This is a genomic window from Tersicoccus phoenicis (genome assembly GCF_001968835.1).
Classification (GTDB): Bacteria; Actinomycetota; Actinomycetes; order Actinomycetales; family Micrococcaceae; genus Tersicoccus; species Tersicoccus phoenicis.
Map to the genome: position 1 here is coordinate 95,250 of NZ_MRDE01000006.1, position 24,178 is coordinate 119,427.

Genomic DNA, 24,178 nt, shown 5'->3' on the forward strand with positions numbered 1-24,178 from the left:
CTAAGCGACCCCGCCGGTCGTAGCCGTCCGGTCGGCGACGACCCGCTCGACGGCGTCGAGCAGGGTTCGCTCGACGGCGGGCGCACCGGCGACCTCATCGGACCGCGTCACCTCGGTGGGCACGAGGACGCTGGCAGCACCGGCACGCTGCGCCGCCTCCACGTCGGCGCAGATGTCCCCGATGACGACGCACACCGCGGGGTCCACGCCGAGCGCGGCCGCCGCGGCCCGGACCAGCCCCGGCCGGGGCTTGCGGCACGCGCAGTCGTCGTCCGGCCCGTGCGGGCACACCGCAACGGTGTCGAAGGAGCCGACGAGCTCGGCGAGCCGGGTGTTGACGGCCTCCACCTGGCGGGCGGTCACCAGTCCGCGGGCGATGCCGGACTGGTTGCTGACCAGCCCGACCTTCAGCCCGGCCGCCCGGGCGCGTCCCACGGCCTCGGCCGCGCCGGGCATCAGCGTGACGCGTTCCGGGTCGCCGTTGTAGGGCACGTCGACCACGAGGGTGCCGTCGCGGTCGAACAGCACGGCCTCCACCCGCGACGGCCAGGCACCGGTGCGGCGGTGCCGGAGGACGCCGCGCACGCGGTGGACGACGGCGGCCACGGGGATGGTGGCACTGGTCGCGGCCATCCGGCCCAGCTCCTCGCGGTGGCCCGGCTCCCCGGGCCGCGGGCCGGGGGCCATCCGCAGCCGCAGGAAGCGAGCGGTCAGCCCGAGCCAGGCCAGCGCCCCGGCCCCCGTGGTGACCAGGCCGGCCCGGAGCACGCGGGCGCGTGCAGCGGTGGTGGCGTCGACGGCGGCCTTCGCCGGGGTCCACCCGGCGGCGGTGGCGTCGACGGAACGGACGCGCGACGTCGTCGGCACACGGGCGGCCGACCGGGCGAACAGACCCCCGGCGAGACCGTCGAGCGCGACGGCGGCACCGAGCAAGCCGGTCGCCGCGGCGGCGACCGTCGCGACGTGCCAGCGGAACCCACCGGCGGGTGCCTGGGCGCGGTCGCGCCAGTGCCGGCCGTGCAGCCGCCGCATCAGGGCGTCGTCGGCGTTGCCGGCCTGCACCCGGTGGCTGACCCAGGCGTCAGCGGGACGGACCGGGTGGACGATGGTGCGCTCACCCCGGCGCAGCGCCCACCCGGCGTCGCGGACCCGCAGGGCGAGATCGGCGTCCTCCCGGAAGGCGCGCGGGAACCGCTCGTCGAAGCCGCCGACCTGCTTCAGCGCCGCAACCCGGTAGGCCATGTCCGCGGTCGCCCAGTCCGCGCCCATCAGCGCGGCCGTGTTGCGCTCCCAGTCGGTGGGCCGCCGATCTCCCGGCAGCGGCACGTGGATCCGGCCCTGCGTGGCAGCGTCGCCCGGTCCGCAGGCGGCGAGGTCGGCGACGAGGCCCTCCGCCCAGCCGTCGGGCATTTCGACGTCGTCGTCGAGGAAGGCGATCCAGTCGACCCCGGTCCGGGCGGCGACTCGCCACCCCCGGTTCCGGGCCGCTGCCGGGCCCCGACCGTGGCCGCGCACCACCGTCAAGCCCTCGTGCGCCGCGCCGATGCCCCGCCGGCTCCCCGGATCGTGCCGGACACCCGGGACCGCGTCACCGATGGTCTCCCTCGGCGCGAACACGGGCGTCAGCTCCGGGCCGTCCCCGGCCCGGTCGTCGACGACCACGACGGCGCCCGGTGCCGGCCCGGTCTGCGCGGCGAGCGTGTCCAGCAGGCGCTGCAGGCTCGGTCGGCCCACCGAGGGCACGACGACGGCGTACCGCAGAGCCGGGAGCGGGCCGGCCGCCGGCGACGTTCCGGCCTTCATCGGGCCGCTCCGAACAGGTCGGCGCGGCGGACCAGGTGCGGTCCGAGCACGAGGGCGGCCACCGGGGCGGAACCGAACAGTTCGAGCGCGTCCCGGGGGTCGTCGACCATGGGCCGGCCGGCGGTGTTCAGGGACGTGTTGACGACGACGGGGACGCCGGTGCGCTGGTCGAAGGCGCGCAGCAGCGCGGCGATGCCGGCGTTGTCCTCGTCGCTGACGGTCTGGATGCGGGCGGTGCCGTCCACGTGGGTGACGGTGGGGATCTTCGGTCGCCACGCCTCGGCGACGTCGTGCACGAACAGCATGTAGGGGCTCGGCAGGGGTCCGCCGCTGAAGATCTCGCTCGCCCGGTCGGCCAGCACCATCGGTGCCACCGGGCGGAACTGCTCCCGACCCTTGACGTCGTTGATGTGCTCCAGGTTCTCGGCGTGCATCGGGTTGGCGATCAAGGAACGCCGCCCGAGCGCGCGAGGCCCGAACTCGCTGCGCCCGTCGAACCAGGCGACGACCCCGTTGCCCGCGAGCACATCCGCTACCTCACCGGCCAGGTCGTCCGGTGTCGTGAACGGCACCTGGGCGGTGGTCAGCCAGCTCGCCAGCTCGTCGTCGGTCCAGCTCCGGCCGAGCGCCACCGTCGGGACGGGCGTGATCGTTTCTCCGCCCCCGGCCGCCAGGTGCAGCGCGGCGCCGAGCGCGGTGCCGGAGTCCCCGGCCGCGGGCTGGACCCACACGTCGTCGAACGGTGACTCCCGCCAGATCCGCGAGTTCGCCACACAGTTCAACGCGGTACCGCCGGCCATGGTCAGGTGGCGATCGCCCGTCTGCCCGTGCAGCCAGGTGGCCAGGTCCACGAGAACCTCCTCGACGACGGCCTGCACGGAGGCCGCCAGGTCGGCGTGGTCGCCGCCCCAGGTGCCGTCGTCGACGCGGGCCGGCGCGAACCGGGTCCAGTCCGGTGCCTGGGCGCGGAAGCCGCCGTCGCCGGTGGCGTGCACGATCTCCCGCAGCTCGTCCAGGAATCGCGGTCGTCCGTAGGACGCCAGCGCCATCACCTTGAACTCGTCGCTGGACCGCTCGAAGCCGAGGTGCCCGGTCAGCGACTCGTAGAGCAGGCCGAGGGAGTCCGGCAGCTCCTGCCGGTACCGGATGTCGAGCTTGCCGTCCTCGTACCGGCCGGCCAGGTGCGAGTGCGCCTCCCCGCGACCGTCGACGACGAGCACACTGCCCGTGGGGTACGGGCCGGCCAGGCCGGCGGACGCGGCGTGGGCGACGTGGTGCTGGACGAAGTGGACCGTGCCCGGGTCCAGACCGGGCAGCGCCTCGGCGAGGAAGCCGGGGGCACGCCGGGCGTAGTCGAGCCGGATCGGGTCGTAGGGATCATCGGGCATGTGCGCGGCGATCGACGGGTCGAACGAGTAGCCGACCGCGTCCAGGTCCTTCGGGCGCAGACCGGCTTCGGCCAGCACCCACCGCATGGATTGTTCGGGCAGCTCCCAGGCCGAGAACGGGACCGGCCGTTTGCCGTGTTTGCGGCGCGAGAACCGCTCCTCCTCGGCAGCGGCGACCACCCGCCCGTCGACGACCAGTGCGGCCGCCGGGTCGTGGAAGATCGCGTTGACGCCGAGCACCTTCATATTTCGCAGTGTACTGACGATCGGCCTGCTGCATAACCGCTTCCCGAAGCGTTTGTCCGATTGGACAAGTGCTCGCCGGCCTGCGCAGCGCAGCGATGGCGTTCCCGTGCGCATTCGGTCACGACGCGCGGAAGCGCTCTCGGCGTTGACTATCGAATTTCGGGGCTCGATCGACCTCCGGAAGCCCAGAAATTCGATAGTCGACGCGGAAGTGGGTCAGCGCAGGGCAGCGAGCAGCCGATCCAGCTGGTCCTGGCCGCTCGGCGGCCAGTCGCGCCGCTCGGCCGCGGCGTCCCGGCCCGCCGAGGAGAGGCACCACGTCAGCCGGGACTGCAGCGTCCCGGGGCTGACGTCGTCGGCATCGATCAGGGCGGCCCAGTCCCAGGCCCGGGCCTGCGCGGTGACCTTGCCGCCCCCGGCCACGGGGTCGACGGCGAGCACGGGCACCCCCTGCCGCAGGGCGAGTGCCAGCCCGTGCATCCGCATCGTCACGACGACGTCGACCCGAGCCATCACGGCGTCGACCTGCGCCGCGGTGGACGGCATCCGCCAGTCCCGCGGGTCGAGCCGGGTGTCCAGCGGCAGCACCGCCGCATCGAGACGGTTCAGCCAATCCGTCAGGGCGCCGGTGACGGCGTCGTGGCGCCTGCTGGCCCCGTACTCGCCCTGCTCGCCCGTCAGGTAGACGCCGAGTACCGGGGTGCGCTCCGGGCCGGCGCCAGCCGCCTGGATGCGCGCGGAGAGGTCCCGGTGGGGCGTCGCCCCGGGCTCGTCGCGGGCGATGACGGTGTGGAAGCCGGCGGTGACGGGGTCGTCGTGATCGAGGACGCTGACGCCGACGGCGATGCGGGTGGCGTGGGCGTATGCCTCGTGCAGGTCCGCGATCGGGGCGCCGGTGGCGGGCCCGCAGCAGAACACCAGGTGGGAGTAGGCGTGCGGGTCGGCGTCGACCAGCGCCAGGCCGCCCGCCGGCCGCATCACGGCACTCCAGGCCACGTCGTGGGCGATGCCGGCGGCCGTCAGGGTGTCGGTGACCGCGCGCATCGCCAGCACGTCCCCGGCGGTCGCCTCACCGTGTTCCACGCTGGACCAGCCCACCACGAGTGCCCGCATCCGATGAGCGTATCGATCCGCGCGGTACCGCGGAGTCCCGGGTGGCCGACCTCACGCCGGACGGGAGCGGGACCCGTCCCTCGCGCTCAGCCCCGGAAGACCGGCCGGCGCTTCTGCTGGAAGGCGGCAAAGCCCTCGGCGTAGTCAGCGGTGCCGCAGAGGTCACCCTGAACCCGATTCTCGGCGGTGATGGAGTCCCACAGGCCCAGCCGCTCGTCGCGGATCTGCGCAACCAGTGACTTGGACGCCCGGAACGCGCCGGTGGCCCCGGTCGCCACCTTCGCCACGGTCGCCCGCGTCGTCGGGAGCAGGTCGCCCGCGGGCAGGGCGCGACTGAACAGGCCGGAGGCGACCGCGTCGGCGCCGCTGATCAGCTCGGCCGTGTAGATCAGATCCAGTGTCCGGTGCGCACCGAGCCGCTCGGTGAACAGCCAGTGACCGCCGGAGTCCAGGGTGGCCCCGAGGTTGGCGAACGGGGAGCCGATCTTCGCCGTCTCCGCCACGTAGACGACATCCGTGGCGACCAGCAGGCCGAGCCCGACGCCGAGCGCCGCCCCCTGCACGGCCGCGAACGTCGGGGCGGGGAAGGCGCTCATCTCCCGCAGCACCGGCGTGACGACGTCGGCGAGGTAGCCGTGCGCGTCGTCGCTGGCCGGATCGACACCGGAGATGTCCCGGCCCGCGCAGAAGCCACGCCCCTCCCCGCGCAGCAGCAGCGCCCGCACGTTCGCGGCGGCCGCGTCGGCGTAGGCCTGCCGGAGCTCCTCGAGCGCCGCCGCGTCGAGGGCGTTCATCTTCTGCGGTGCATTCAGCACCACCTCGGCGACGTCGTTCTCGATGCTCAGCTCGATCACGGGCACACTCCTGCGGGTCGAAGGGACGGCGGCGGGATAGGGCGCCGGGGTGGGTCAGGCGTCGTAGTCGACGGTCACCGCGTCCGACGTCGGCCGGGACTGGCAGGTGAGGACGTAACCGCGTTCCACCTCGTCCGCCTCCAGCGCGTAGTTCTCGTCCATGTCCACGGTGCCGGAGACCACTTTCGCCCGGCACGTGCCGCAGACCCCGCCCGCACAGGCGAACGGCACGTCGCCGCGCACCCGCAGCGCCGCGTTGAGGATGGTCTCCCGGGCCGAACGCGGACTCGTGACCGACCCGTGCAGCCCGTCGAGGTTGAACTCGATCTCGTAGTTCTCCCCCTCGGGATCCTCGACCACCGGCCGCCCCGCGTTGCCCTCCGGCCCGCTCTCCGGGCGTCCCGTGGTGAACAGCTCGAACCGGACCTTCGAGGCGGGTACGCCACGCTCGGCGAGGGTGTCGCGGGCCAGCTGGACGAGGTCGAACGGCCCGCACAGGAACCACTCGTCGACGAGCGGGGTCCGGACCACCGAGTCGACGATCGTGGTCAGCTTCTCGGCGTCGATCCGGCCCGTCAGCAGCGGCGAGATCCGCTGCTCGCGGGAGAGCACGTGATGCAGGGCCAGCCGGGACGGGTACCGATCCTTCAGGTCGGCCAGTTCTTCGAGGAACATCACGTCCTGAGCGGCCCGGTTGGCGTACACCAGGTCGAAACTCGCCTGCGGGTTGCGCTGCAGGACCGCACGCGCGATCGCGATGACGGGCGTGATCCCGGAGCCGGCGGCGATCCCGACGTAGCTGGCCCGCCCGACCGCGGCGACCTCCGCGCCGATCGCCTCGGGATCGTTGAGTCCGGTCAGGGCGTGCTGGGAGATGAACGCGCCCTGCGGGCTCATCACCTCGACGGTGTCCCCGACCGCGAGTTCGCTCGTCGCCCAGGTGGAGAACACCCCGCCGAGGTCCCGTTTGATGCCGACCGCGATCCGGGAACTGCCGTCCTCGAACGTGACCGGCTCCGCGCAGATGGAGTAGCTGCGGCGCACCTCGCGGCCGTCGACGTCGGCCCGCAGGGCCACGTACTGGCCGGGCACGTAGTCGTACTGGGGCGCCAGCTCGGCCGGGACCGCGAAGGTCACCTCGACGGCGTCCGCCGTCAGGGGCCGGACGGCGCTGACGGTGAGCGGGTGGAACGACGCGCGCTTCCGGCTGTTTCCCCCGCTGGTGGCGGTGTCGGTCGTCGCGGTCATCTACAGCACCTTGAAGTAGTCGAAGGGTTCCTGGCAGTCACCGCACACGTAGAGGGCCTTGCAGGACGTGGAACCGAAGCGGGTGATTTCCCGGGTCCGCAGGGAGGAGCAGCGGGGGCACTTCACGCTCAGCGCGACCCGGATCGGACCGGACACCGCGGCGCTGCCGGTCGGCGGGGCGATGCCATACGCGCTCAGCCTGGCCTTGCCGGCCTCGCTCATCCAGTCCGTCGTCCAGGCGGGGCTCAGCGAGAAGTGGACCTGCACGTGCCGGTAGCCGTGGGCGGTCAGGGCCGCGACGATGTCCTCGCGGATGGCGTCCATCGCGGGGCAGCCCGAGTAGGTCGGCGTGATGGTGACCCGGGCCGTGTCGTCGCCCCCCTCCGCCCCCGGCACAAGGGCGGCGTCACGCAGGATCCCGAGGTCGGCGATGGTCAGCACGGGGATCTCAGGGTCGCACACGGTCGCGGCGATGTCCCAGACCCGGCGGTCGGCGGCCCCAGCGGGCGGCCGCCCACTGCCCGCTTCGATCGTCGCGGCGCTCACCAGGTCGCTCCCGGATGCTTGCGGGCCAGGGACTGCATCTCGGCCAGGATGTAGCCCAGCTGCTCGTGCGGCTCCCCGCGCCGGCCGCCGGTGCTGCTGGGCTGGACGTCGGGCGTCGTGAGGTCCGCTTCGACGAACACGGCGGCGACGTCGGCGTCGAAGCCGGCCCGCAGCTCCGAGGGGCGCACGGCGACGCCGTCCAGCTGGTCGATCAGCTCGTCGTCCTCGAAGAGTTCGTCGACGTAGGGCCAGACGACGGCGAGCCCGTGCTCGAGCCGGCACCGGGATTCCTCGGTGCCGAGCGCCAGCCGCAGCACCCACTGCGCCGCGTGGTCGCGGTGGTAGTCGACCTCCTTGAGCGCCTTCGCCGCGATGGCGGCGAGCGTGGGATCGGTGGAGGCGGCGAGCCGCTCGTAGAGACCGTGCTGGTAGCAGGCGACGACGAGCTGCCGGGCGATCGTCTGCCCGAAGTCGCCGTTCTCCAGGGCGACGATCCAGGCGGCCCGGAACTCGTCCTCGTCGCGGAAGTAGGCGAGGTCGTCCTCGGTCTTTCCCCAGGCGGTGCCCGCGTACGTGAGGAAGGACCGGGCGTGCCCGATCTGGTCGAGCGCGATGTTGGCCAGCGCCATGTCCTCCTCCAGTTCGGGGGCGCGGGAGATCCACGCGCCGAGCCGTTGGGCGAGGATCAGCGCGTCGTCCCCGAGGCGCAGCGCGTACTGCGCGACGGGTTCGGATGCGGTGGTCCCGGAGGTGGCGATGTCCTCGGGCGTGAGGGCGTCTCCGACGGAGATCCGGGTGGCGGAGTCGTGGGACATGCGGGTTCCTCGAGAGTCGGCGGGCAGGGCGAGGGTTCTCGACGGCGCGGCGTACGTCGCCGCCGTCAGAGGTGTTTCACGCCCTCGCTGCGGGTGTAGTAGGTGGCGTGTCGGTAGGCCTTGCCGGCGGCGGACTCGAAGAAGGCGCCCTTGGCGTCCGGGTCCGACGCGGTGATGGCATCGGCGGGCACGACCCACACGGAGGTTCCCTCGTTGCGGCGGGTGTAGAGGTCTCGACCGTTCCGGACCGCCATGGTCGCGTCCGGAGCGTGCAGGGAGCCGGCGTGAACGTGGGACAGGCCGCGGGAGGGCCGGACGAAGACCTCCCAGAGTGGCCATTCGCGGGTGTCCTGCAGGTCCCCGCCCGGTACCCGACCCGCGTCGTCGTGCTCCGTCATGCTCAGGCTCCGATCAGCTCGGTCGACTGGCGGCCGGCGGTCCGGGCGGCGTAGGCGCGGGCAGCCTCCCGCACCCAGGCGCCGTCCTCGTGGGCGGCGCGACGGCGCTCGAGGCGTTGCGTGTTGCATGGCCCGCGGCCGGCGAGGACTTCCTTGAACTCGTCCCAGTCGAGTTCGCCGAAATCGTAGTGGCCGCGCTCCTCGTTCCAGACCAGGTCCGGGTCCGGCAGGGTCAGGCCCAGCACCTCGGCCTGCGGGACGATCATGTCGACGAACCGCTGCCGCAGTTCGTCGTTGCTGAACCGCTTGATGTTCCACTGCATGGACTGCACGGAGTTCGGGGAGTCACCGTCCGGGGGCCCGAACATCATCAGGGCCGGCGCGTAGAACCGGTTCACGGCGTCCTGCGCCATCTGCTTCTGGGCGGGCGTGCCCTGGGAGAGTTCGAGCAGGATCTCGAAGCCCTGCCGCTGGTGGAAGGACTCCTCCTTGCAGATCCTTACCATCGCCCGGCCGTAGGGGCCGTAGGAGGCGCGGCACAGGGGCACCTGGTTGCAGATCGCGGCGCCGTCGACGAGCCAGCCGATGGCGCCCATGTCGGCCCAGGACCGGGCCGGGTAGTTGAAGATGGACGAGTACCGGGCCTTGCCGTCGATGAGTTGCTGCATCATCTCGTCGCGGGTGGTGCCCAGCGTCTCGGCGGCCGAGTAGAGGTAGAGCCCGTGGCCGGCCTCGTCCTGGACCTTCGCCATCAGGATGGCCTTGCGCTTCAGCGAGGGAGCGCGCGTGATCCAGTTGCCCTCCGGCTGCATCCCGATGATCTCCGAGTGCGCGTGCTGGGAGATCTGCCGGGTCAGGCTCTTGCGGTACTTCTCCGGCATCCAGTCCCGAGGTTCGATCCGGGAGTCCTGCTCGATGATCCGGTCGAACGCCGCCTGGCCTTCGACGTCGGCAGCTCCGTCGCCGGGGACGGCGTGGAGCGTCTGATCTGCCGTGGCAGCCATGTACATCACCTCGTGGTTGCAGTGTCGACCCGGGACGGGCTCAGGGGCTCGCGGGTGGCCGACGCGAATTACCGACCGTTCGTTCAGGATATGCGTGACGTACGGCACCGTCAAGGCCGGTGATCCTCTCCGGGGCCGCGTTCTCCGTGCCGCCCTCGCAGGTCCGGAGGCGTCGGCCACACGTCTAGGATGAACGGACCATGCACCCCAGCGCGGAGGGACTCTCATGAATCAGGTGTCCGGAGTCGGAGTCAGTGCCGGACGAGTCGTCGGGACCGTGCTGCGGATGGCTCCGCCCGTGGCCGCACCGCCCGAGGGCGAGCGCCTGGCCGACGGCACCGACGCCGCCGCCGAGGCCGCGCGGATCAAGGACGCGGCCGCCGTCGTCAAGACGAGCCTGCAGGAACGCGCCGCGACCGCCACCGGGGACTCGAGGAAGGTGCTCGAGGCGACGGCGATGATGGCGGCCGATCCCGCGCTGACCAAGGACGCCGCCAAGCGCGTCACCGACTCCGGCGTCAGCGCCGCCCGCGCCGTCTGGGACGCCGCGGAGAAGGTCGCCGCGATGCTCAAGAGCCTCGGCGGGTACATGGCCGAGCGTGCCAACGACATCTACGACGTTCGCAGCCGGATCGTCGCCGAACTGCGCGGGGAGCAGCCCCCGGGGGTCCCGACGTCGAGCACGCCGTTCGTCCTCGTCGCCGTCGATCTCGCCCCTGCGGACACCGCGACCCTGGACCCGGCGCTCGTGCAAGCGCTGGTGACCAGTGAGGGCGGCCCGCAGTCGCACACCGCGATCCTCGCCCGCCAGCTCGGCCTGCCCGCCATCGTCGCCGCCCACGGCGCGGATGCGATCGCCGAGGGTACCGAGGTGTTCGTCGACGGCGCCGCCGGCACCGTCTCGCTGGAGGTCGGCGACACGGAGCGCCAGTACGCGGCAACCTGGGCCGAGCGCGCCGCGAACCCGAGCGTCTTCAACGGCGTCGGTGCGTTGTCCGACGGGTTCTCCGTGCCGCTGCTGGCGAACATCGGCAACGCGAAGGACGCGAAGAAGGCCGCCGCCGCGAACGCCGAGGGTGTGGGCCTGTTCCGCACGGAGTTCCTCTTCCTCGACCGGGCGGACGAGCCGCCCGTCGACGAGCAGGAGAAGCAGTACGCCGAGGTCTTCGCCGAGTTCCCCGGCAAGAAGGTCGTCATCCGGACGCTCGACGCCGGCGCGGACAAGCCGCTGCCGTTCGTCACCGACGACACCGAGCCGAACCCGGCGCTCGGCGTGCGCGGCTACCGGACGTCGTGGCGCTCCCCCGAGGTGCTGACCAACCAGCTGACGGCGATCGCCCGCGCCGCGGACGCGAGCGAGGCTGACGTGTGGGTGATGGCGCCGATGATCGCCACCGCCGCCGAGTCCGCCGACTTCGCGCAGCAGTGCACCGAGGCCGGCATCAAGCGGCCCGGCATCATGATCGAGATCCCCGCCGCGGCCCTGACCGCGGACAAACTGCTCACGGACGCCACGTTTGCCAGTATCGGCACCAACGACCTGACGCAGTACACGATGGCGGCGGACCGGCAGCTCGGTTCCCTGGCGGAACTGAACGACCCGTGGCAGCCCGGTCTGCTGGCCCTGGTGAAGGCCTCGGTCGACGGCGCCACCACGGCGGGCGAGCAGCTCGCCGGCGGCGCCACCACGTCCGACGACGAGCACCACGGCGACCCGATCCGCCCGGTCGGCGTGTGCGGGGAGGCCGCGGGCGACCCGGCCCTCGCCGTCGTCCTCGTCGGCCTCGGGGTGAGCACCCTGTCGATGACGCCGCGCAGCCTCGCCAACGTCGCGGAGATCTTGGCCTCGGTCAGCCGGGAGGACGCACGGCGCATCGCCCGGATCGCGCTCGACGCCCCCTCCGCCGCCGACGCCAAGGCCGGCGTGCGGGCGGAGATCCCGCTGCTGGAGGAACTGGGCCTGTAGAGCGAGTGTTGCGGCGTCGGCGACTCGCACTCCGGCCCACTCGGGCCCCGGCTTGTTCGGGCCGGAGCACCCTGGCCCGAACAGTGCCGCCGATGTTCGGGCCAGAGTGCGAAGCCGATAGGGGGGCGAAGTGGCCGGTAGGCCGAACAACGCCGCATGGCCGGCACCCCCGAGGGGTACCGGCCATGCGAGCGCGTGACGAACTACTCGGCGTCGAGGTCCCGGCTCAGCAGCGCGACCAGGGCATCGAGTGACTCCTCGGCCCCGTCACCCTCGGCCCGGAGGGTGACCTCCTCGCCGTGCTCGGCCCCGAGGGTCATCAGGGAGAGGATGCTGGCGGCCGGCACCGCTTCGACGCCGGCCTTCTCGATGGTCACTTCCGCGGGCTGCTCACCGGCGGCCTGGGCGAAGATCGCGGCGGGACGCGCGTGCAGTCCGGACGAGCTGGCGATCTTGACGGAACGCTCGGGCATGGGTCTACCTCCGTTGTGTGGGTCCTGTTCGAAACTATCGGGCCTGACGGTCCCGGACAAGCGAGGCGACCCGCTCGTACAGGGCGTCCTCGGGCGTCAGCCCGGTGACCTGCTCGACGACGTCCTCGGTCTTCGTCGATGCGAGCAGCTGCTGCAGCTCCACGGCCTCGGCGTCCTCCGGGACGTCGAACCGCAGGGCCGCGGCCATGGCCGCCTCCAACGCCGCCGTCGGCAGGCCACGTTCGGCCGCCTCGGCCGCCGGGCCGACGAACCGCTCGTGCCGGCTCAGCTTGCGCATCGGCGCACGGCCGACCCGCTCCACCGTGTCCGGCAGGTGCGGGTTGGCGAACCGGCTCAGGATCTTCTCGACGTAGGCCTGCTGCTGGTCGTCGCTGAAGCCGTGCTTGGCCACCAGCAGGGCCTTGGTCTCCTGCAGGACTGCGTTCACGGAGTCCCGGATCGCGGGGTCCGCCAGGGCGTCGGAGATCGTACGCACGCCCGCGGCGAACCCGAAGTAGGCGCTCGTCGCGTGCCCGGTGTTGACCGTGAACAGCTTCCGCTCGATGTAGGGCGCGAGGTCGTCCACCCACGTCACTCCGGGGATGTCCGGCTCCTCACCGCCGAACGGGGTGCGGTCGATGGCCCACTCGAAGAAGGTCTCCACCGTCACGTCCAGGCCGGCGTCGGGGTCCTGGGCGGGCACGATCCGGTCCACCGCGGTGTTCGCGAAGACGGCGCGGGCGGCCAGGTCGTCGCCGGTGTAGTGCTCGCGGACCCGCTCGGCCAGGAGGTCGGTCGCGTTGATCGCGTTCTCGCACGCCATCACCGCCACCCGCGGCGCGTCGGCGCTGCGGGCGGCGATGCCGGCGGCGATCACCGGGGCCACGAACTTCAGGATCGACGGGCCCACCGCGGTGGTGACGACGTCGGCCCCGGCGATCTGCTCGACCACGGCCGCCTCCGCGGTCCCCGAGTTGAGGGCGGTGTAACCGTCGACCGTGTGGGTCGCCGACTCCTCCCCCACCTCGTGCACCCGGTAGCTCGGCGTCGAGTCGAGCGCGTCGATCAGCGGCGCGGCGACGTCGGCGAACACGAGCTCGTACCCCGCGTTGTGCAGCAGCAGCCCGACGAAGCCGCGGCCGATGTTGCCCGCCCCGAAGTGGACAGCCCTCATGCGTTGTTCACCCGGTCGAAAATGTCCAGGACGTCCCGCGCGGAGCGTGCCTGCTCCAGCCTGGCCACCTGCTCCTGGTCCGAGAACACCTTGGCGATCGAGGACAGGATGTTCAGGTGCTCGTTGTTCCGGCCGGCGATGCCGACGACGAACTTGACCGGCTTGCCGTTCCAGTCGATGCCCTCCGGGTAGCGGACGAAGGAGATGGCCGACCGGGAGATGAAGTCCTTCGCCTCGTTGGTGCCGTGGGGGATGGCCAGGAAGTTGCCCATGTAGGTCGGGACGGACCGTTCCCGCTCGTGCATGGCGGCCACGTAGTCGCCGGTGACGGCGCCCGAGTCGACGAGCAGCTTGCCGGACTCCTCGATGGCGGCGGCCTGGCTGGACGCGGAGCCGTCGAGCACGATGCTGCGCTCGGCGAGGATGCCGTCACCGTTGCCGGCCGCGGTGTGCGGCGCGTCGTCCGGGGCGACCCAGGTGCCGGCGCCCGCGGCGGCCCCGGTCGCGGCGGTGCCGGCGCCCGTGGTGCCCGCGCCCGCGCTCGGCGCCTCACCGGCGGCCTCGGCCGACGCGGCGCCGCCCTCACGGTTGGTCTGCTCCAGCAGCTCGACGATCTCGTCGTACCGGGGGCTGCCCATGAAGTTGTCGACGGTCACGTGCTGGGCCGACGGCGTCTTGGGTTCGGCCCGGGCGGCGAGGTCCTGGTGCACGACGACGAGGTCGTACGTGTCGGTCAGGCTGGCGATGGAGGCGTTGGTGACCTTGACGTCGGAGAAGCCCGCCGCCTTGATCTTGTTCCGCAGCACCGAGGCACCCATGGCGGAGGAGCCCATACCGGCGTCGCAGGCGAAGACGATGGTGTTGATGGTGCCCTGCGCGGTGGCGACGCCGCCACCGGTCAGCGTGGAGGCGACCGAACTCTTCTTGCCCTTCATCCCTTCCATCTGCGACGTCGCGGCGCTCAGATCGCCCTCACCCTTGTCCTTGCTGGTGCGCAGGATGACCGAGGCGATCAGGAACGACACGGTGGCCGCGAGGATCACCGAGAGGGTGACACCGATGAAGCTGTCCGGCGGCGTCTGCAACCAGACGGCGATGATCGAACCCGGCGCGGCCGGGGCACGCAGGCCGGAGTTGAAGATGACGTTGGTCAGGATGCCGGTCGCACCACCGCAGATGGTGGCGACGATCAGGACCGGCTTCATCAGCACGTACGGGAAGTAGATCTCGTGGATGCCACCGACGAACTGGATCAACGCGGCACCGCCGGCGGACGCCTTCGCCGCACCCCGGCCGAAGAACACGTAGGCCAGCAGCAGACCCAGACCGGGACCGGGGTTCGCCTCGAGCAGGAAGAGGATCGACTTGCCCGCCTGCACCGACTGCTCGGTGCCCAGCGGGGTGAGGATGCCGTGGTTGATGGCGTTGTTCAGGAACAGCACCTTGGCCGGCTCGATCAGGATCGAGGTCAGCGGGAGGATCTGGGCGTTCACCAGGAACTGGACCACGTTGGCGGCGATACCGCTGAGGAACTCGACGACCGGCCCGACCACCAGAAAGGCGATCAACGCCATGATGGCACCCAGGATGCCCGCCGAGAAGTTGTTCACGAGCATCTCGAAGCCGGGCTTGATCTTGCCGTCCCAAATGGAGTCGATCTTCTTCATCAGCCATGCGGTCAGCGGACCCATGATCATGGCACCGATGAACATCGGGATGTTGGTGCCGACGATCACGCCCATGGTGGCGATAGCGCCGACCACGCCGCCGCGGACGTCGTAGATCATCCGGCCGCCGGTGTAGGCGATCAGCAACGGCAGCAGATAGGTGATCATCGGGCTGACGAGGCCGGTCCACGGCACCTCCGCCCCGTTGACGGTGTGCGTCCCGAAGCCGCCGAGCTGCGGGACCGGGGTGAAACCCTTCTCGATGAAGAAGGCGGTGATGAGGCCCCAGGCGATGAACGCGCCGATGTTCGGCATGATCATGCCCGAGAGGAAGGTGCCGAATCTCTGGACGTGCGCGCGTGCGTTCGAGCCGCGCGACCTCTCCACTGTCGTTGCCATGGTGTCCTCTCAACGGTCGGCCCGCTGCGTCGCGGGGTGACGGTTCGTCGTGGTGCTGGTGTTCGTCTGGGTGCTGCTACTGGTCGATGCGGTGGTGTTCAGGTGGTGGTGCTCAGGTGGTGGTGGGGTGCGTGATGCGCTGGAGCCATTCGAGGAACAAGCGCATCTCGCTGCTGGAGAGCTGCTCCGGATGCGACGCCTGCAGCGTCGCGTTCAGAGCGATGGCCGCCACCACGTAGGACGGCTGCTCGGGATTGTCGGGATCGAGTCGGGCGCCGGCGGCGGCCGCGAGAACGGCGGAGATGGCGCCTTCTCGGCTCAGGTCGCTCAGACCCATCGAGCGTCGCCGCGCCGGCTCGGCGATGAGCATCAGCGTCACTCCCACGTTCGCTGCGAGAATGCTCCGCGCCGCCTGCCGCGGGGGCACCACCAGCAGACCCTGACGCGCGGCGTTCTGCAGGATGCCCTCCAGGACCGCCTCGGTCTCGATGACGATGGCGGGCCGCTGCTCGGGACGGACGTTGCCGAACATCACCGAGTACACGTCGGGCTGCTCGAGCCCGAACTGCACGTGGGCGTCCCAGAACCGGCGCACGTCCTCCACCGGGTCCTCCGAGACACCCAGCCCGCGTTCCCGGGCGAGGTACTGCTCGAACCCGCGGGCGACGACGGCGTCGAGCAGGCCTTCCTTGTCACCGAAGTGGTGGTACAGGGTGGGCGCCTTGACTCCGGCCAGTTCGGTGATCTGGCGGGTGGAGACGGGCGCGCCCTGTGCCTGCATGAGCAGGGTCGTCGCAGCCTGGATCAGGCGCTCACGCGCGGGAAGGCTGTGGTCGACGCTGCTCACGGCGATACAGTAACACCTGTAGCGCCGCTATATGGCCCGGCTCACATCCGGTCGTCGAACGGGTCGCCCGTCACACGCCGTGGTCCGGTTGACATCCCCTCCTCGATCGGATTACCTCATGAACATTCGGTAGATAAATCGGGGAAGGGATCAGATGGCCGAGGGCACGCCGACGCTCGAGCAGCTGGCCGAGCACCACGAGATCCTTCGCGACGACTTCGCCTCCGAGTGGATGGGCATCCGCGTCGTCGAGATCGCCGACGGCCGCGCCGTCATCACGATGGACCTGCGGCGCGAGATGCTCAACGGCTTCGGGATGGCCCACGGCGGGATGATCTTCGCCTTCGCGGACACCGCCTTCGCCTTGGCCTGCAACGACATGGCCGGCAGCGACGAGACCATCACCGTGGCCTCCGGCGCCGACATCACCTTCCTCCGTTCGGCCCAGCAGGGTCAGACGCTCACGGCCACCGCCGTCCGGCGGGCGACGGCCGGGCGCAGTGGGCTCTATGACGTGACCATCACCGCCTCCGCGCCGAGCGGCGAGGACAGCCCCGACGGCGAGGACCTGCTCATCGCCGAGTTCCGCGGCCGCAGCCGCACCATCCCCCAGCCCTCCCGTCGCCGGCGCTGAGCACGATGACCACAGGCGCGACGGGGAACAGCGACACGCGAAGGAGCCTGCCGTGACGGCTACCGCCCCCAACCCCACCCTCGATCCCCAGGGACTCGACCACGAGGAGACCATCAGCCGCGACGAGCTCGAGGCGCTGCAGCTGACCCGCCTGCAGCAGACGATCCGCACCGCGTACGAGAAGGTGCCGCTCTACACCCGCAAGTGGGACCAGGCCGGCGTCCACCCGGATGACCTGAAGGAACTCGGCGACCTCGGGAAGTTCCCGTACACCACCAAGGCCGATCTGCGGGAGGCGTACCCGTTCGGCATGTTCGCTGTCCCGATGGACCAGGTGGTGCGGGTGCACGCCTCCTCCGGCACCACCGGCCGGCCCACCGTCGTCGGCTACACCCGGGGCGACATCGACAACTGGGCCACCCTGGTGGCGCGCTGCCTGCGCCTCTCCGGCGTCCGGCCCGGTGACCTGCTGCAGAACTCCTACGGATACGGCCTCTTCACCGGCGGCCTGGGCGCCCACTACGGGGCGGAGAAGCTCGGCTGCACGGTGGTCCCGATGTCCGGCGGCCAGACCGAGAAGCAGATCCAGCTGATCCAGGACTTCGGCCCGCGTGCGATCCTGTGCACCCCGACCTACCTGCTCACCATCATGGACGCCATGGCCGCGCGGGGGATCGACCCGCGCAGCACCTCGCTGAAGGTCGCCGTCCTCGGCGCCGAACCGTGGACGGCGGAGATGCGGCGAGAGATCGAGGCCGGAATGAACATCGACGCGTGCGACATCTACGGGCTGAGCGAGGTGATGGGGCCGGGAGTGGCCGGCGAGTCGAACGAGACGAAGGACGGTGCGCACGTCTGGGAGGATCACTTCCGTCCGGAGATCATCGACCCGTTCACGGACGCCGTACTGGACGACGGGGAACACGGTGAACTCGTCTTCACCTCGCTGACCAAGCAGGCCCTGCCGATCATCCGGTACCGCACCCGGGACCTGACCCGGCTGCTGCCGGGCACCGCCCGGCCGGCGCACCGTCGCATCGGCCGGATCACCGGACGCAGCGACGACATGATCATCCTGCGCGGCGTCAACATGTTCCCCAGCCAGATCGAGGAGATCGCGTTGCGGATCCCCGGCCTGAGCCCGCACTTCCAACTGCACCTGACCCGGCCGCACCGGATGGACGAACTCACGGTCAAGATCGAGCGGCGGGACGACTGCCCGGCGGAGACCGCTCGGCAGGCCGCCGCCGAACTGCGCCGGCAGATGAAGATCCACATCGGATCCACGGCGACCATCGAGATCTGCGACCCCGGGTCGCTGGAACGCTCCAGCGGCAAGCTGCGCCGCATCTACGACCTGCGCGAGACCGGGCAGGCCTGACCTGCGTGGCAGACTGATCGCCATGCCCGAGTCCACCCCCGCCGCGGCGCGTCCTCCGGCCCAGCCGGCGTCGACCCGCCCGGCGAAGGCGAACTCGACGACGACCCGATCGACCGGTCGTGGGGCCTCCCGCCGCGGCCGCCCGGGCTACGACCAGCAGACGGTGCTGCGGATCGCCGTCGACGTCTTCAACCGCCACGGGTACGAGGCGACGTCGATGGGGTTGCTGGCGGACGAGCTCGGGATCTCCAAATCGGCGATATACCACCACGTGCCGGGCAAGGAAGACCTGCTCCGCCTCGCCCTCGAGCGGGCGCTGGGCGGCCTGGAGTCGACCCTGCACCAGCCGGGCGCGACCGTCGGCAGCGCCGACGAGCGGCTCGAGTTCGTGGTCCGCGGCACCGTCGCTGTGCTCGTGGAGGAGTTACCGTTCGTCACCTTGCTGCTGCGGTTGCGCGGCAACACGGAGATGGAACGGCAGGCCCTGGAACGGCGCCGGTACTTCGACCGGCAGATCGCCGGCCTGGTCGAACAGGCCAGCCGGGAGGGCTCCGTGCGCAGCGACGTCGCGCCGCGCGTGGCCAGCAGGTTGCTGTTCGGCACCATCAACTCGATCGTCGAGTGGTACCGGCCCGGCGGCGCCCTCAGCCCGGCCGCACTGGCCGACGACGTCGTCGCCATCCTGTTCGACGGCCTGCACGAGAGCCGCCGGCGGACTGCCGGCCGTGCGGGTGAGACGGACGCCGTCGCCCAGCCCCACGCTCGCACCCGCGCCGAGAGTGCGGAAAGCGCAGCCGAACCGGCCTGATGACGACAACGTCCGCCCACTCGGCGAACGAGAGCGGCCGGCATCCCGCCGAATGTGCGGATTTCGCAGGCAAACCGGCCGAATGACGACAACGTCCGCCCACTCGGCGTCCGCCGACCGCGCCGCCGCAGATCTGTCCGCCGTCAGGTCCGGTCGAAATCGATCTGGAAGTAGACCAGCCGGCCCGCGCGCCGAACTTCCCGCATCCCGGCGCGGAGCATCACCGCCTGGGAGGCGATGTTGTCCGGCGTCGTCGTCGCCTTGACCGTGCGGACACCGGCGTCGCGCGCGATCCGCAGCGCCTCGCTGACCGCCTCCTTGGCGTAACCCCGACCGCGGGCCCCGGGTACCAGGCCGTAGCCGAACTCCACGACGCCGTCCTTGCTCGGCGGGCCGAAGAAGGCGACGCCGCCGACGGGGGTTCCCGTCTCCCGCTCGATCACGTCGTAGACGCCGAAGGGTCGGGTGTCGCCGACCTCGTCCCACATCTCCACGAACGAGGTGAGAGCACTGCGCTGGTCCATCACCGGATACCCGGTCCCCCAGCGCTCGGCCTCCGGGATCTCCGCGGCGGCGCGCGCGACGGCTTCGTCCCGGGTCAGGGCGTGCAGCATGAGGCGTTCGGTCGTGACATCCACGGGACCAGTGTGCCGCGCACCCCATACCCGCTGTCCAATCGGACCGGTTTTCCGCCGTTCGGTGACGAGCTGGTAACTCCTCAGCGCTGCTTGGCCACCAGGGTGAGCACGTCGTAGGTCGCCACGACCTCGTCGCGCTGGTTGTGGATGACGGCGTCCCAGCGCACCTCGCCGTACTCGTCGGTGACCCGCGGAGTGATCTGCTTGCAGGTCAGCGTCACCCGGATCGCGTCGTCGTACGTAACCGGCGTGATGAACCGCAGGTTCTCCAGCCCGTAGTTGGCCAGCACCGGTCCCGGTGCGGCGTCGACGAACAAGCCGGCCGCCCACGAGACGAGCAGATAGCCGTGGGCCACGCGGCGCGGGAAGAACGGGTTGGCGGCGGCCGCCGCCTCGTCGGTGTGCGCGTAGAACTTGTCGCCGGTGGTCTCGGCGAAGTCGAGGATGTCCTGCAGGTGGACGGTCCGCAGCTCCGAGGCGAACTGATCGCCGATCCGCAGCGTGGCCAGGGACTTGCGGAACGGGTGCTCACCGGTGCCGGCGTCCACCTCAGCCCGGCCGACGGAGCGGACCGCGGCACCGGTGTGCCAGACCCCCGTGACGGCGGTGAGCATGCCCGGAGAGCCCTGCACGGCAGTGCGCTGCATGTGGTGCTTGACGGCGCGGATGCCGCCGAGTTCCTCCCCGCCACCGGCCCGGCCGGGTCCGCCGTGGACCAGGTGCGGCACCGGGGAGCCGTGACCGGTGGAGGTCTTCGCGTCCTGCCGGTTGAGGATGAGCACCCGGCCGTGGTGGGCGGCGATGCCGGTGATCAGCCGCGTTGCGGTGTCCGGGTCGTTGGTGCACACGGTGGCCACGAGCGAGCCCTGCCCGAGCGCGGCGAGCCGGACGGCGTCGTCGACGTCGGTGTAACCGAGCACCGAGGTGACCGGGCCGAACGCCTCGACGCTGTGGGCCTGCTCGGTGTCCGGGTCCGCGAAGGTGATCACCGTCGGCGGGAAGAAGGCGTCGTCGCCGTCCCCGTCGGGGGCGCCTCCGATCCGCACCTGACCGCCGGCGGCCTCGAGCCGGCGCACCGAGCGGGTGACCTCCTCGCGCTGACCGACGGAGGCGAGGGCGCCCATCGTGGTGCCGGCCGTGCGCGGGTCGCCGACGACGACGGCGGACAGTGCCGTGCGCAGCGCCTCGACGACGTCGTCGACGATCGTGGCGGGCACGATGGTGCGCCGGATGGCGGTGCACTTCTGGCCGGCCTTGCTGGTGACCTCGGTGACGACGGAGCCGATGAAGGCCTCGAACTCGGGCGTACCCGGGACGGCGTCGGGCGCGAGGATGGCCGCGTTGAGGGAGTCCGTCTCGGAGCTGAAGCGGACGCCGCCGTCGGCGACCTGCGGGTGAGCCTTCAACGACGCGGCGGTGCCTGCCGAGCCGGTGAACGCCACCAGGTCCCGGTGGTCGAGGTGGTCGAGCAGGTCACGCGCCGAGCCGGAGATCAGCTGCAGCGAGCCGGCGGGCAGCAGGCCCGACTCGACCATCAGCCGCACGCACGCGGCGGTGACGTAGCCGGTGGGGGTCGCGGGTTTGACCAGGGTGGGCACCCCGGCGATGAAGGCCGGCGCGAACTTCTCGAGCATGCCCCAGACGGGGAAGTTGAAGGCGTTGATCTGCACCGCGACGCCGGGCAGGCGGGTGTAGATGTGCTCGCCGATGAAGGACCCGTCCCGCGACAGGGACTCGACGGCGCCGTCGATCAGCACCTGGCTGTTCGGCAGTTCCCGGCGCCCCTTCGAGGAGAACGTGAAGAGGGTGCCGATGCCGCCGTCGACGTCGATGAGGTTGTCTCTGTCGGTCGCGCCGGTGCGGTGGGAGAGGTCGTAGAGCTCGCCCTTGTGCTCGTTCAGGTACACCGCCAGCTCCTTGAGCCGCAGCGCCCGCTCATGCAGGCTGAGGTCGCCGAGCGAACGCTGCCCCACCGTGCGGGCGTGCTCCACGGCCGCCGCAACGTCGAGACCGTCGGTGCTGACCCGGGCCACCGGCTCTCCCGTCGCGGCGTCCCGCACCTCGGTGCCGGCGACGTCGTCGGCCGGGCGCCACCAGGCGTCCCGGACGTAGCTGGGCACGAACTCGATGGTGGGGGCGGGTGCGGTCATCGTCGACGTCCTTTTCGTTCCTCAAACGGAGATCCGTACGCTGGGGATCGCGGTGGCTCCAGAATGGCCTTACCGACCGATCGTTCAGTATTGTCAGCGTACAGGACGCGTGAGCAGGAGCACACCGCAGAAGGAGAGCCGATGCCGGGGACCACATCACCGGAGTCGTCGAGCCCGTCGGGGCAGGCACCCGAACCGTGGCGGATTACCCTCGGCGAGCTGGACGAGAAGATGGGCGTGCAGATCGTCGAGCAGTCCGCCGAGCGGGTCGTGGCCACGATGCCGGTGGAGGGCAACCGGCAGTCGTTCGGGCTGCTGCACGGCGGTGCGTCACTGGCGGTGGGTGAGGCCGTCGGTTCCTGGGCCGCGGTGATCCACGCGAGCTCGATGGGCCGCAGCGCCGTCGGCGTCGACGTCTCGGCCACCCATCACCGGTCTACCACGTCGGGCACGGTGACGATCACGGCGACGGCGATCTCACTGGGCCGGACCATGACCAGCCACGAGGTGGTCATCACCGACGAGCAGGACCGCCGGCTCTGCACCCTGCGGATCACGAATCTCATCGTGGACCGGGCTGTCGACCGGAAGTGAGGTGCAGTTCGCCGCGGGCCGAACATTGGTGCGGCAGCCCGGTCCCCCGCGGAAGGGGCCAAGGATAGTCACCTCACCAAGATCCAGAAGGCGGCGATCTGTAGCAGAACCAATCCGACGACGGGCTCGGTCCCGAACAGTTTTCTGACAGACCCCGCGTCGCTGAAATAGCCGAAAAAGTTTCAGAACCGTGTGAGCGGGGGCACATTCAGAACAAAAACTGCAAGGAGCTTTTCATGCGTTCGTCCATCAAGACTCTTGCCGGAGTCGCCGCCGCCGGTTCGCTGATGTTCTCCCTGGCCGCGTGCAGTTCGTCCAGCCCAGCGTCGTCGAGCACGTCCACCACCTCGTCCTCGGCTGCGGCGACGCCGAAGCCGGTCGCCTCGATCCCCGCCCTGACCGGGGTGTCCACTGCGGTCAAGCTCGACGCTTCATTCGCGAAGGCGCTGGAGACCCTGAACCTCACTCCCGGCGTGGTCGGTACCGCCGAACTGAAAGCCGGGTCCTTGATCTTCCCGATCACCGGCGGCAAGGTCGCGTACTACGATCCGACGCAGGACTACCGTCCCTATGTTCAGGGTCTGATCAGCCACGCCGGATCCGGGTTCTCTCTCACCTCCGGAGGGACCAAGGTCGATCTGACCAACTTCACCATCGATCCGGGCACCTCCAAGCTTTACGGCGATGTCGCCGTCAACGACAAGACCGCCGTCAAGCAGGCCTTCCTCTTCAACCTCGATGGCTCCACCTTGAAGCCCCTCGCTCCGTCCGGAAACACGGCAGTTCTGGAAGGCACCCGAGTGCTGATCTCCGACACCGCTGCGGGTCTGCTCAACAAGACCTTCAAAACCGACGCCGTCAAGGCCGACATGCTGGTCGGTGTCGCAAAGATCACCATCAACACGAAATAACCTCCGTCGGACAGCAGGCGAATTGTTCAAAAGGCTGGGAAATTCGCTTCTGCGCCACTGATCCGAGCGAACGGAAGTACCACGGTCCTCATCCAGAGGTCCGTGGCACCTCTGTGTCCGGGGAGCCCGTGCGACCTGAGTTGGGTCAAATCGTTAGTGCCTCGCTGTCGGGGCGTGGATTGCGTCGAGGATGGCTTGTTCGTCGGGGCCGGCCTGGGCCGGGATGGTCGTGGTGGTGCCGTTGACCGTGATGGTCGCTGACCGCAGTGGCTTAAGGGCTCGGATGACGCGTCGCAGTGACAGCCCGGTCCGGTCCTGCACGGCACGGCTTACTGCCAGGGCGGTGAATACGATCGTCAGGTGGGCCTCGATCGCGTCGCGGGTGCGGGCGAAGATCGGCCGGGCGCGCAGGTCGGTCTTGGACATCCGGAAGGACTGCTTGGAGTGTTCCCGGGAAAGTGGATACCAGAATTATGCGGCGAGTTCGTGGATGTCCCTCAATCCTAATTCATACTCGGCGGGTGTCAAATAGCCGAGGGTGGAGTGTCGCCGTGCCCGGTTGTAGTACTCCTCGATCCAGGTGAATGTTGCTTTCTTGAGAGTTTTCAGGTTCGGCCAGGGCCTGGTGTGGATGAGTTCCTTCTTATATGTCGCGAAGAACGATTCGGCTACCGCATTGTCATAGCAGATCCCGGTTCGCCCGAGGGAGCGACGAATATTGTTCTTGCGGCAGAATTGGTCGAAGTCGTGGGAAGTGTATTGCGTCCCGCGGTCGGAATGGAATACGGCCCCCTTGGCTGGCCGCCGGCGCGCGATCGCCATTTCGAGGGCGTCGGTGACGAGGTTGGTGCGCATGTGATCGGCGATGGCCCAGCCGACCACGGTGCGTGAGTGCAGGTCGATCACGGTGGCCAGGTAGGCCCAACCGTCCCAGGTGCGGATGTAGGTGATGTCGCCGCACCACTTGGTATTCGGTTGGCTCGCGGTGAAGTTCCGGCCGATCAGGTCCGGGGCGCCGACTGGGTTCTCGCCCGGCAGCGTGGTGCGCCGCCACGCCTTTGGGTGGCGGACCTTCAGTCCCGCCTCGCGCATCAGCCGCCAGACCCGCTTGTGCGAGATCC

23 protein-coding genes and 1 pseudogene are annotated in these 24,178 nt (G+C 70.5%); 6 read left to right on the plus strand and 18 right to left on the minus strand.

The genetic code is table 11. The features are described from left to right. The 9 genes from BKD30_RS01155 to paaA form a co-directional block, all read right to left on the minus strand. A complete protein-coding gene (locus BKD30_RS01155; protein WP_083955892.1) occupies positions 1-1,803 on the minus strand; it encodes an HAD-IIIA family hydrolase in 1,803 nt (600 codons plus the stop codon). Beyond that, positions 1,800-3,437, minus strand: a complete 1,638-nt coding sequence (locus tag BKD30_RS01160; protein ID WP_076700839.1) for a carbamoyltransferase family protein — start codon at positions 3,435-3,437, stop codon at positions 1,800-1,802. Before BKD30_RS01160 ends, BKD30_RS01155 begins: the two co-directional genes overlap by 4 nt. Positions 3,438-3,653: 216 nt before the next feature. Next, positions 3,654-4,550 (minus strand): polysaccharide pyruvyl transferase family protein, encoded by an 897-nt coding sequence (locus BKD30_RS01165; RefSeq protein WP_076700842.1) that lies wholly within the window; start codon positions 4,548-4,550, stop codon positions 3,654-3,656. 86 nt (positions 4,551-4,636) lie between these two features. Beyond that, positions 4,637-5,404: an enoyl-CoA hydratase/isomerase family protein gene (locus tag BKD30_RS01170; protein WP_076700844.1), complete on the minus strand. Its 768-nt coding sequence runs from the start codon at positions 5,402-5,404 to the stop codon at positions 4,637-4,639. A 54-nt stretch (positions 5,405-5,458) separates the two neighbouring features. Further along, entirely contained in the window at positions 5,459-6,652 is a 1,194-nt protein-coding gene (gene paaE / locus BKD30_RS01175) for a 1,2-phenylacetyl-CoA epoxidase subunit PaaE (RefSeq protein WP_076700847.1), read from the minus strand. Further along, positions 6,653-7,198 (minus strand): 1,2-phenylacetyl-CoA epoxidase subunit PaaD, encoded by a 546-nt coding sequence (gene paaD, locus BKD30_RS01180; protein WP_083955893.1) that lies wholly within the window; start codon positions 7,196-7,198, stop codon positions 6,653-6,655. Then, positions 7,195-8,013 (minus strand): 1,2-phenylacetyl-CoA epoxidase subunit PaaC, encoded by an 819-nt coding sequence (gene paaC / locus BKD30_RS01185; protein WP_076700849.1) that lies wholly within the window; start codon positions 8,011-8,013, stop codon positions 7,195-7,197. The genes paaD and paaC overlap by 4 nt, the downstream gene beginning before the upstream one ends. Positions 8,014-8,078: 65 nt before the next feature. Then, the gene (gene paaB, locus BKD30_RS01190; RefSeq protein WP_076700852.1) at positions 8,079-8,411 is read right to left on the minus strand and encodes a 1,2-phenylacetyl-CoA epoxidase subunit PaaB; all 333 of its coding nucleotides are present in this window, start codon (positions 8,409-8,411) and stop codon (positions 8,079-8,081) included. Between the two features lie 2 nt (positions 8,412-8,413). Continuing rightward, complete coding sequence (paaA, locus tag BKD30_RS01195) at positions 8,414-9,415, minus strand: 1,2-phenylacetyl-CoA epoxidase subunit PaaA (protein ID WP_076700922.1); 1,002 nt, start codon at positions 9,413-9,415, stop codon at positions 8,414-8,416. A 226-nt stretch (positions 9,416-9,641) separates the two neighbouring features. Here paaA and ptsP point away from each other — a divergent pair, with 226 nt between their 5' ends. Then, positions 9,642-11,381 carry a phosphoenolpyruvate--protein phosphotransferase gene (gene ptsP / locus BKD30_RS01200; protein WP_076700854.1) on the plus strand — a complete coding sequence of 580 codons (1,740 nt, stop codon included), beginning with the start codon at positions 9,642-9,644 and terminating at the stop codon, positions 11,379-11,381. 203 nt (positions 11,382-11,584) lie between these two features. Here the strand turns inward: ptsP and BKD30_RS01205 are convergent, their stop codons facing one another. The 4 genes from BKD30_RS01205 to BKD30_RS01220 all read right to left on the minus strand — a co-directional run bounded on the left by BKD30_RS01205 (position 11,585) and on the right by BKD30_RS01220 (position 15,941). Then, positions 11,585-11,854, minus strand: a complete 270-nt coding sequence (locus tag BKD30_RS01205) for an HPr family phosphocarrier protein (RefSeq protein ID WP_076700857.1) — start codon at positions 11,852-11,854, stop codon at positions 11,585-11,587. 34 nt (positions 11,855-11,888) lie between these two features. Next, positions 11,889-13,028: a mannitol-1-phosphate 5-dehydrogenase gene (locus BKD30_RS01210; protein ID WP_076700859.1), complete on the minus strand. Its 1,140-nt coding sequence runs from the start codon at positions 13,026-13,028 to the stop codon at positions 11,889-11,891. Then, on the minus strand, positions 13,025-15,094 hold the full coding sequence (locus tag BKD30_RS01215) for a PTS mannitol transporter subunit IICBA (RefSeq protein WP_076700862.1): 2,070 nt from the start codon (positions 15,092-15,094) through the stop codon (positions 13,025-13,027). Before BKD30_RS01215 ends, BKD30_RS01210 begins: the two co-directional genes overlap by 4 nt. Before the next feature lie 112 nt (positions 15,095-15,206). Next, a complete protein-coding gene (locus tag BKD30_RS01220) occupies positions 15,207-15,941 on the minus strand; it encodes a TetR/AcrR family transcriptional regulator (RefSeq protein WP_076700864.1) in 735 nt (244 codons plus the stop codon). Between the two features lie 154 nt (positions 15,942-16,095). Here BKD30_RS01220 and BKD30_RS01225 point away from each other — a divergent pair, with 154 nt between their 5' ends. The 3 genes from BKD30_RS01225 to BKD30_RS01235 are packed head-to-tail and all read left to right on the plus strand — an operon-like array spanning position 16,096 to position 18,764. Beyond that, the gene (locus BKD30_RS01225; protein WP_076700867.1) at positions 16,096-16,575 is read left to right on the plus strand and encodes a hotdog fold thioesterase; all 480 of its coding nucleotides are present in this window, start codon (positions 16,096-16,098) and stop codon (positions 16,573-16,575) included. A 52-nt stretch (positions 16,576-16,627) separates the two neighbouring features. Continuing rightward, positions 16,628-17,956, plus strand: a complete 1,329-nt coding sequence (gene paaK, locus BKD30_RS01230) for a phenylacetate--CoA ligase PaaK (protein ID WP_076700869.1) — start codon at positions 16,628-16,630, stop codon at positions 17,954-17,956. Positions 17,957-17,978: 22 nt separating this feature from the next. Beyond that, positions 17,979-18,764, plus strand: a complete 786-nt coding sequence (locus BKD30_RS01235; RefSeq protein WP_083955894.1) for a TetR/AcrR family transcriptional regulator — start codon at positions 17,979-17,981, stop codon at positions 18,762-18,764. 143 nt (positions 18,765-18,907) lie between these two features. On the opposite strand, the gene BKD30_RS01240 is transcribed toward BKD30_RS01235, so the two are convergent. Together BKD30_RS01240 and paaZ are read right to left on the minus strand one after the other, a co-directional pair. Further along, positions 18,908-19,402 (minus strand): GNAT family N-acetyltransferase, encoded by a 495-nt coding sequence (locus BKD30_RS01240; RefSeq protein WP_083955895.1) that lies wholly within the window; start codon positions 19,400-19,402, stop codon positions 18,908-18,910. A gap of 80 nt (positions 19,403-19,482) precedes the next feature. Next, positions 19,483-21,552 carry a phenylacetic acid degradation bifunctional protein PaaZ gene (gene paaZ, locus BKD30_RS01245; protein WP_076700872.1) on the minus strand — a complete coding sequence of 690 codons (2,070 nt, stop codon included), beginning with the start codon at positions 21,550-21,552 and terminating at the stop codon, positions 19,483-19,485. Between the two features lie 141 nt (positions 21,553-21,693). Between paaZ and BKD30_RS01250 the strand changes: the two genes are divergently transcribed. Further along, positions 21,694-22,146 (plus strand): PaaI family thioesterase, encoded by a 453-nt coding sequence (locus tag BKD30_RS01250; RefSeq protein ID WP_076700874.1) that lies wholly within the window; start codon positions 21,694-21,696, stop codon positions 22,144-22,146. Positions 22,147-22,354: 208 nt separating this feature from the next. Here BKD30_RS01250 and BKD30_RS16575 read toward each other — a convergent pair whose 3' ends face one another. Continuing rightward, the gene (locus BKD30_RS16575) at positions 22,355-22,558 is read right to left on the minus strand and encodes a hypothetical protein (protein WP_235861223.1); all 204 of its coding nucleotides are present in this window, start codon (positions 22,556-22,558) and stop codon (positions 22,355-22,357) included. Here BKD30_RS16575 and BKD30_RS01255 point away from each other — a divergent pair. Next, a complete protein-coding gene (locus BKD30_RS01255; RefSeq protein WP_235861224.1) occupies positions 22,551-23,057 on the plus strand; it encodes a hypothetical protein in 507 nt (168 codons plus the stop codon). The genes BKD30_RS16575 and BKD30_RS01255 overlap by 8 nt on opposite strands. A gap of 153 nt (positions 23,058-23,210) precedes the next feature. On the opposite strand, the pseudogene BKD30_RS01260 reads toward BKD30_RS01255, so the two are convergent. Both BKD30_RS01260 and BKD30_RS01265 read right to left on the minus strand, forming a co-directional pair. Further along, positions 23,211-23,504, minus strand: a pseudogene (locus tag BKD30_RS01260) (IS1634 family transposase); the annotation flags it as partial. A 24-nt stretch (positions 23,505-23,528) separates the two neighbouring features. Beyond that, on the minus strand, positions 23,529-24,178 hold a 650-nt coding region (locus BKD30_RS01265; protein ID WP_076700927.1), incomplete at its 5' end, for an IS3 family transposase.

Coding starts and splice junctions, on each gene's coding strand:
- BKD30_RS01205 (WP_076700857.1), bottom strand. CDS start 11,854: ATGCCCGAGCGTTCCGTCAAGATCGCCAGCTCGTCCGGACTGCACGCG.
- BKD30_RS01215 (WP_076700862.1), bottom strand. CDS start 15,094: ATGGCAACGACAGTGGAGAGGTCGCGCGGCTCGAACGCACGCGCGCAC.
- BKD30_RS01250 (WP_076700874.1), top strand. CDS start 21,694: ATGCCGGGGACCACATCACCGGAGTCGTCGAGCCCGTCGGGGCAGGCA.
- BKD30_RS01160 (WP_076700839.1), bottom strand. CDS start 3,437: ATGAAGGTGCTCGGCGTCAACGCGATCTTCCACGACCCGGCGGCCGCA.
- BKD30_RS01210 (WP_076700859.1), bottom strand. CDS start 13,028: ATGAGGGCTGTCCACTTCGGGGCGGGCAACATCGGCCGCGGCTTCGTC.
- BKD30_RS01155 (WP_083955892.1), bottom strand. CDS start 1,803: ATGAAGGCCGGAACGTCGCCGGCGGCCGGCCCGCTCCCGGCTCTGCGG.
- paaA (WP_076700922.1), bottom strand. CDS start 9,415: ATGGCTGCCACGGCAGATCAGACGCTCCACGCCGTCCCCGGCGACGGA.
- BKD30_RS01235 (WP_083955894.1), top strand. CDS start 17,979: ATGCCCGAGTCCACCCCCGCCGCGGCGCGTCCTCCGGCCCAGCCGGCG.
- paaZ (WP_076700872.1), bottom strand. CDS start 21,552: ATGACCGCACCCGCCCCCACCATCGAGTTCGTGCCCAGCTACGTCCGG.
- BKD30_RS01225 (WP_076700867.1), top strand. CDS start 16,096: ATGGCCGAGGGCACGCCGACGCTCGAGCAGCTGGCCGAGCACCACGAG.
- ptsP (WP_076700854.1), top strand. CDS start 9,642: ATGAATCAGGTGTCCGGAGTCGGAGTCAGTGCCGGACGAGTCGTCGGG.
- paaB (WP_076700852.1), bottom strand. CDS start 8,411: ATGACGGAGCACGACGACGCGGGTCGGGTACCGGGCGGGGACCTGCAG.
- paaE (WP_076700847.1), bottom strand. CDS start 6,652: ATGACCGCGACGACCGACACCGCCACCAGCGGGGGAAACAGCCGGAAG.
- paaC (WP_076700849.1), bottom strand. CDS start 8,013: ATGTCCCACGACTCCGCCACCCGGATCTCCGTCGGAGACGCCCTCACG.
- BKD30_RS01165 (WP_076700842.1), bottom strand. CDS start 4,550: ATGCGGGCACTCGTGGTGGGCTGGTCCAGCGTGGAACACGGTGAGGCG.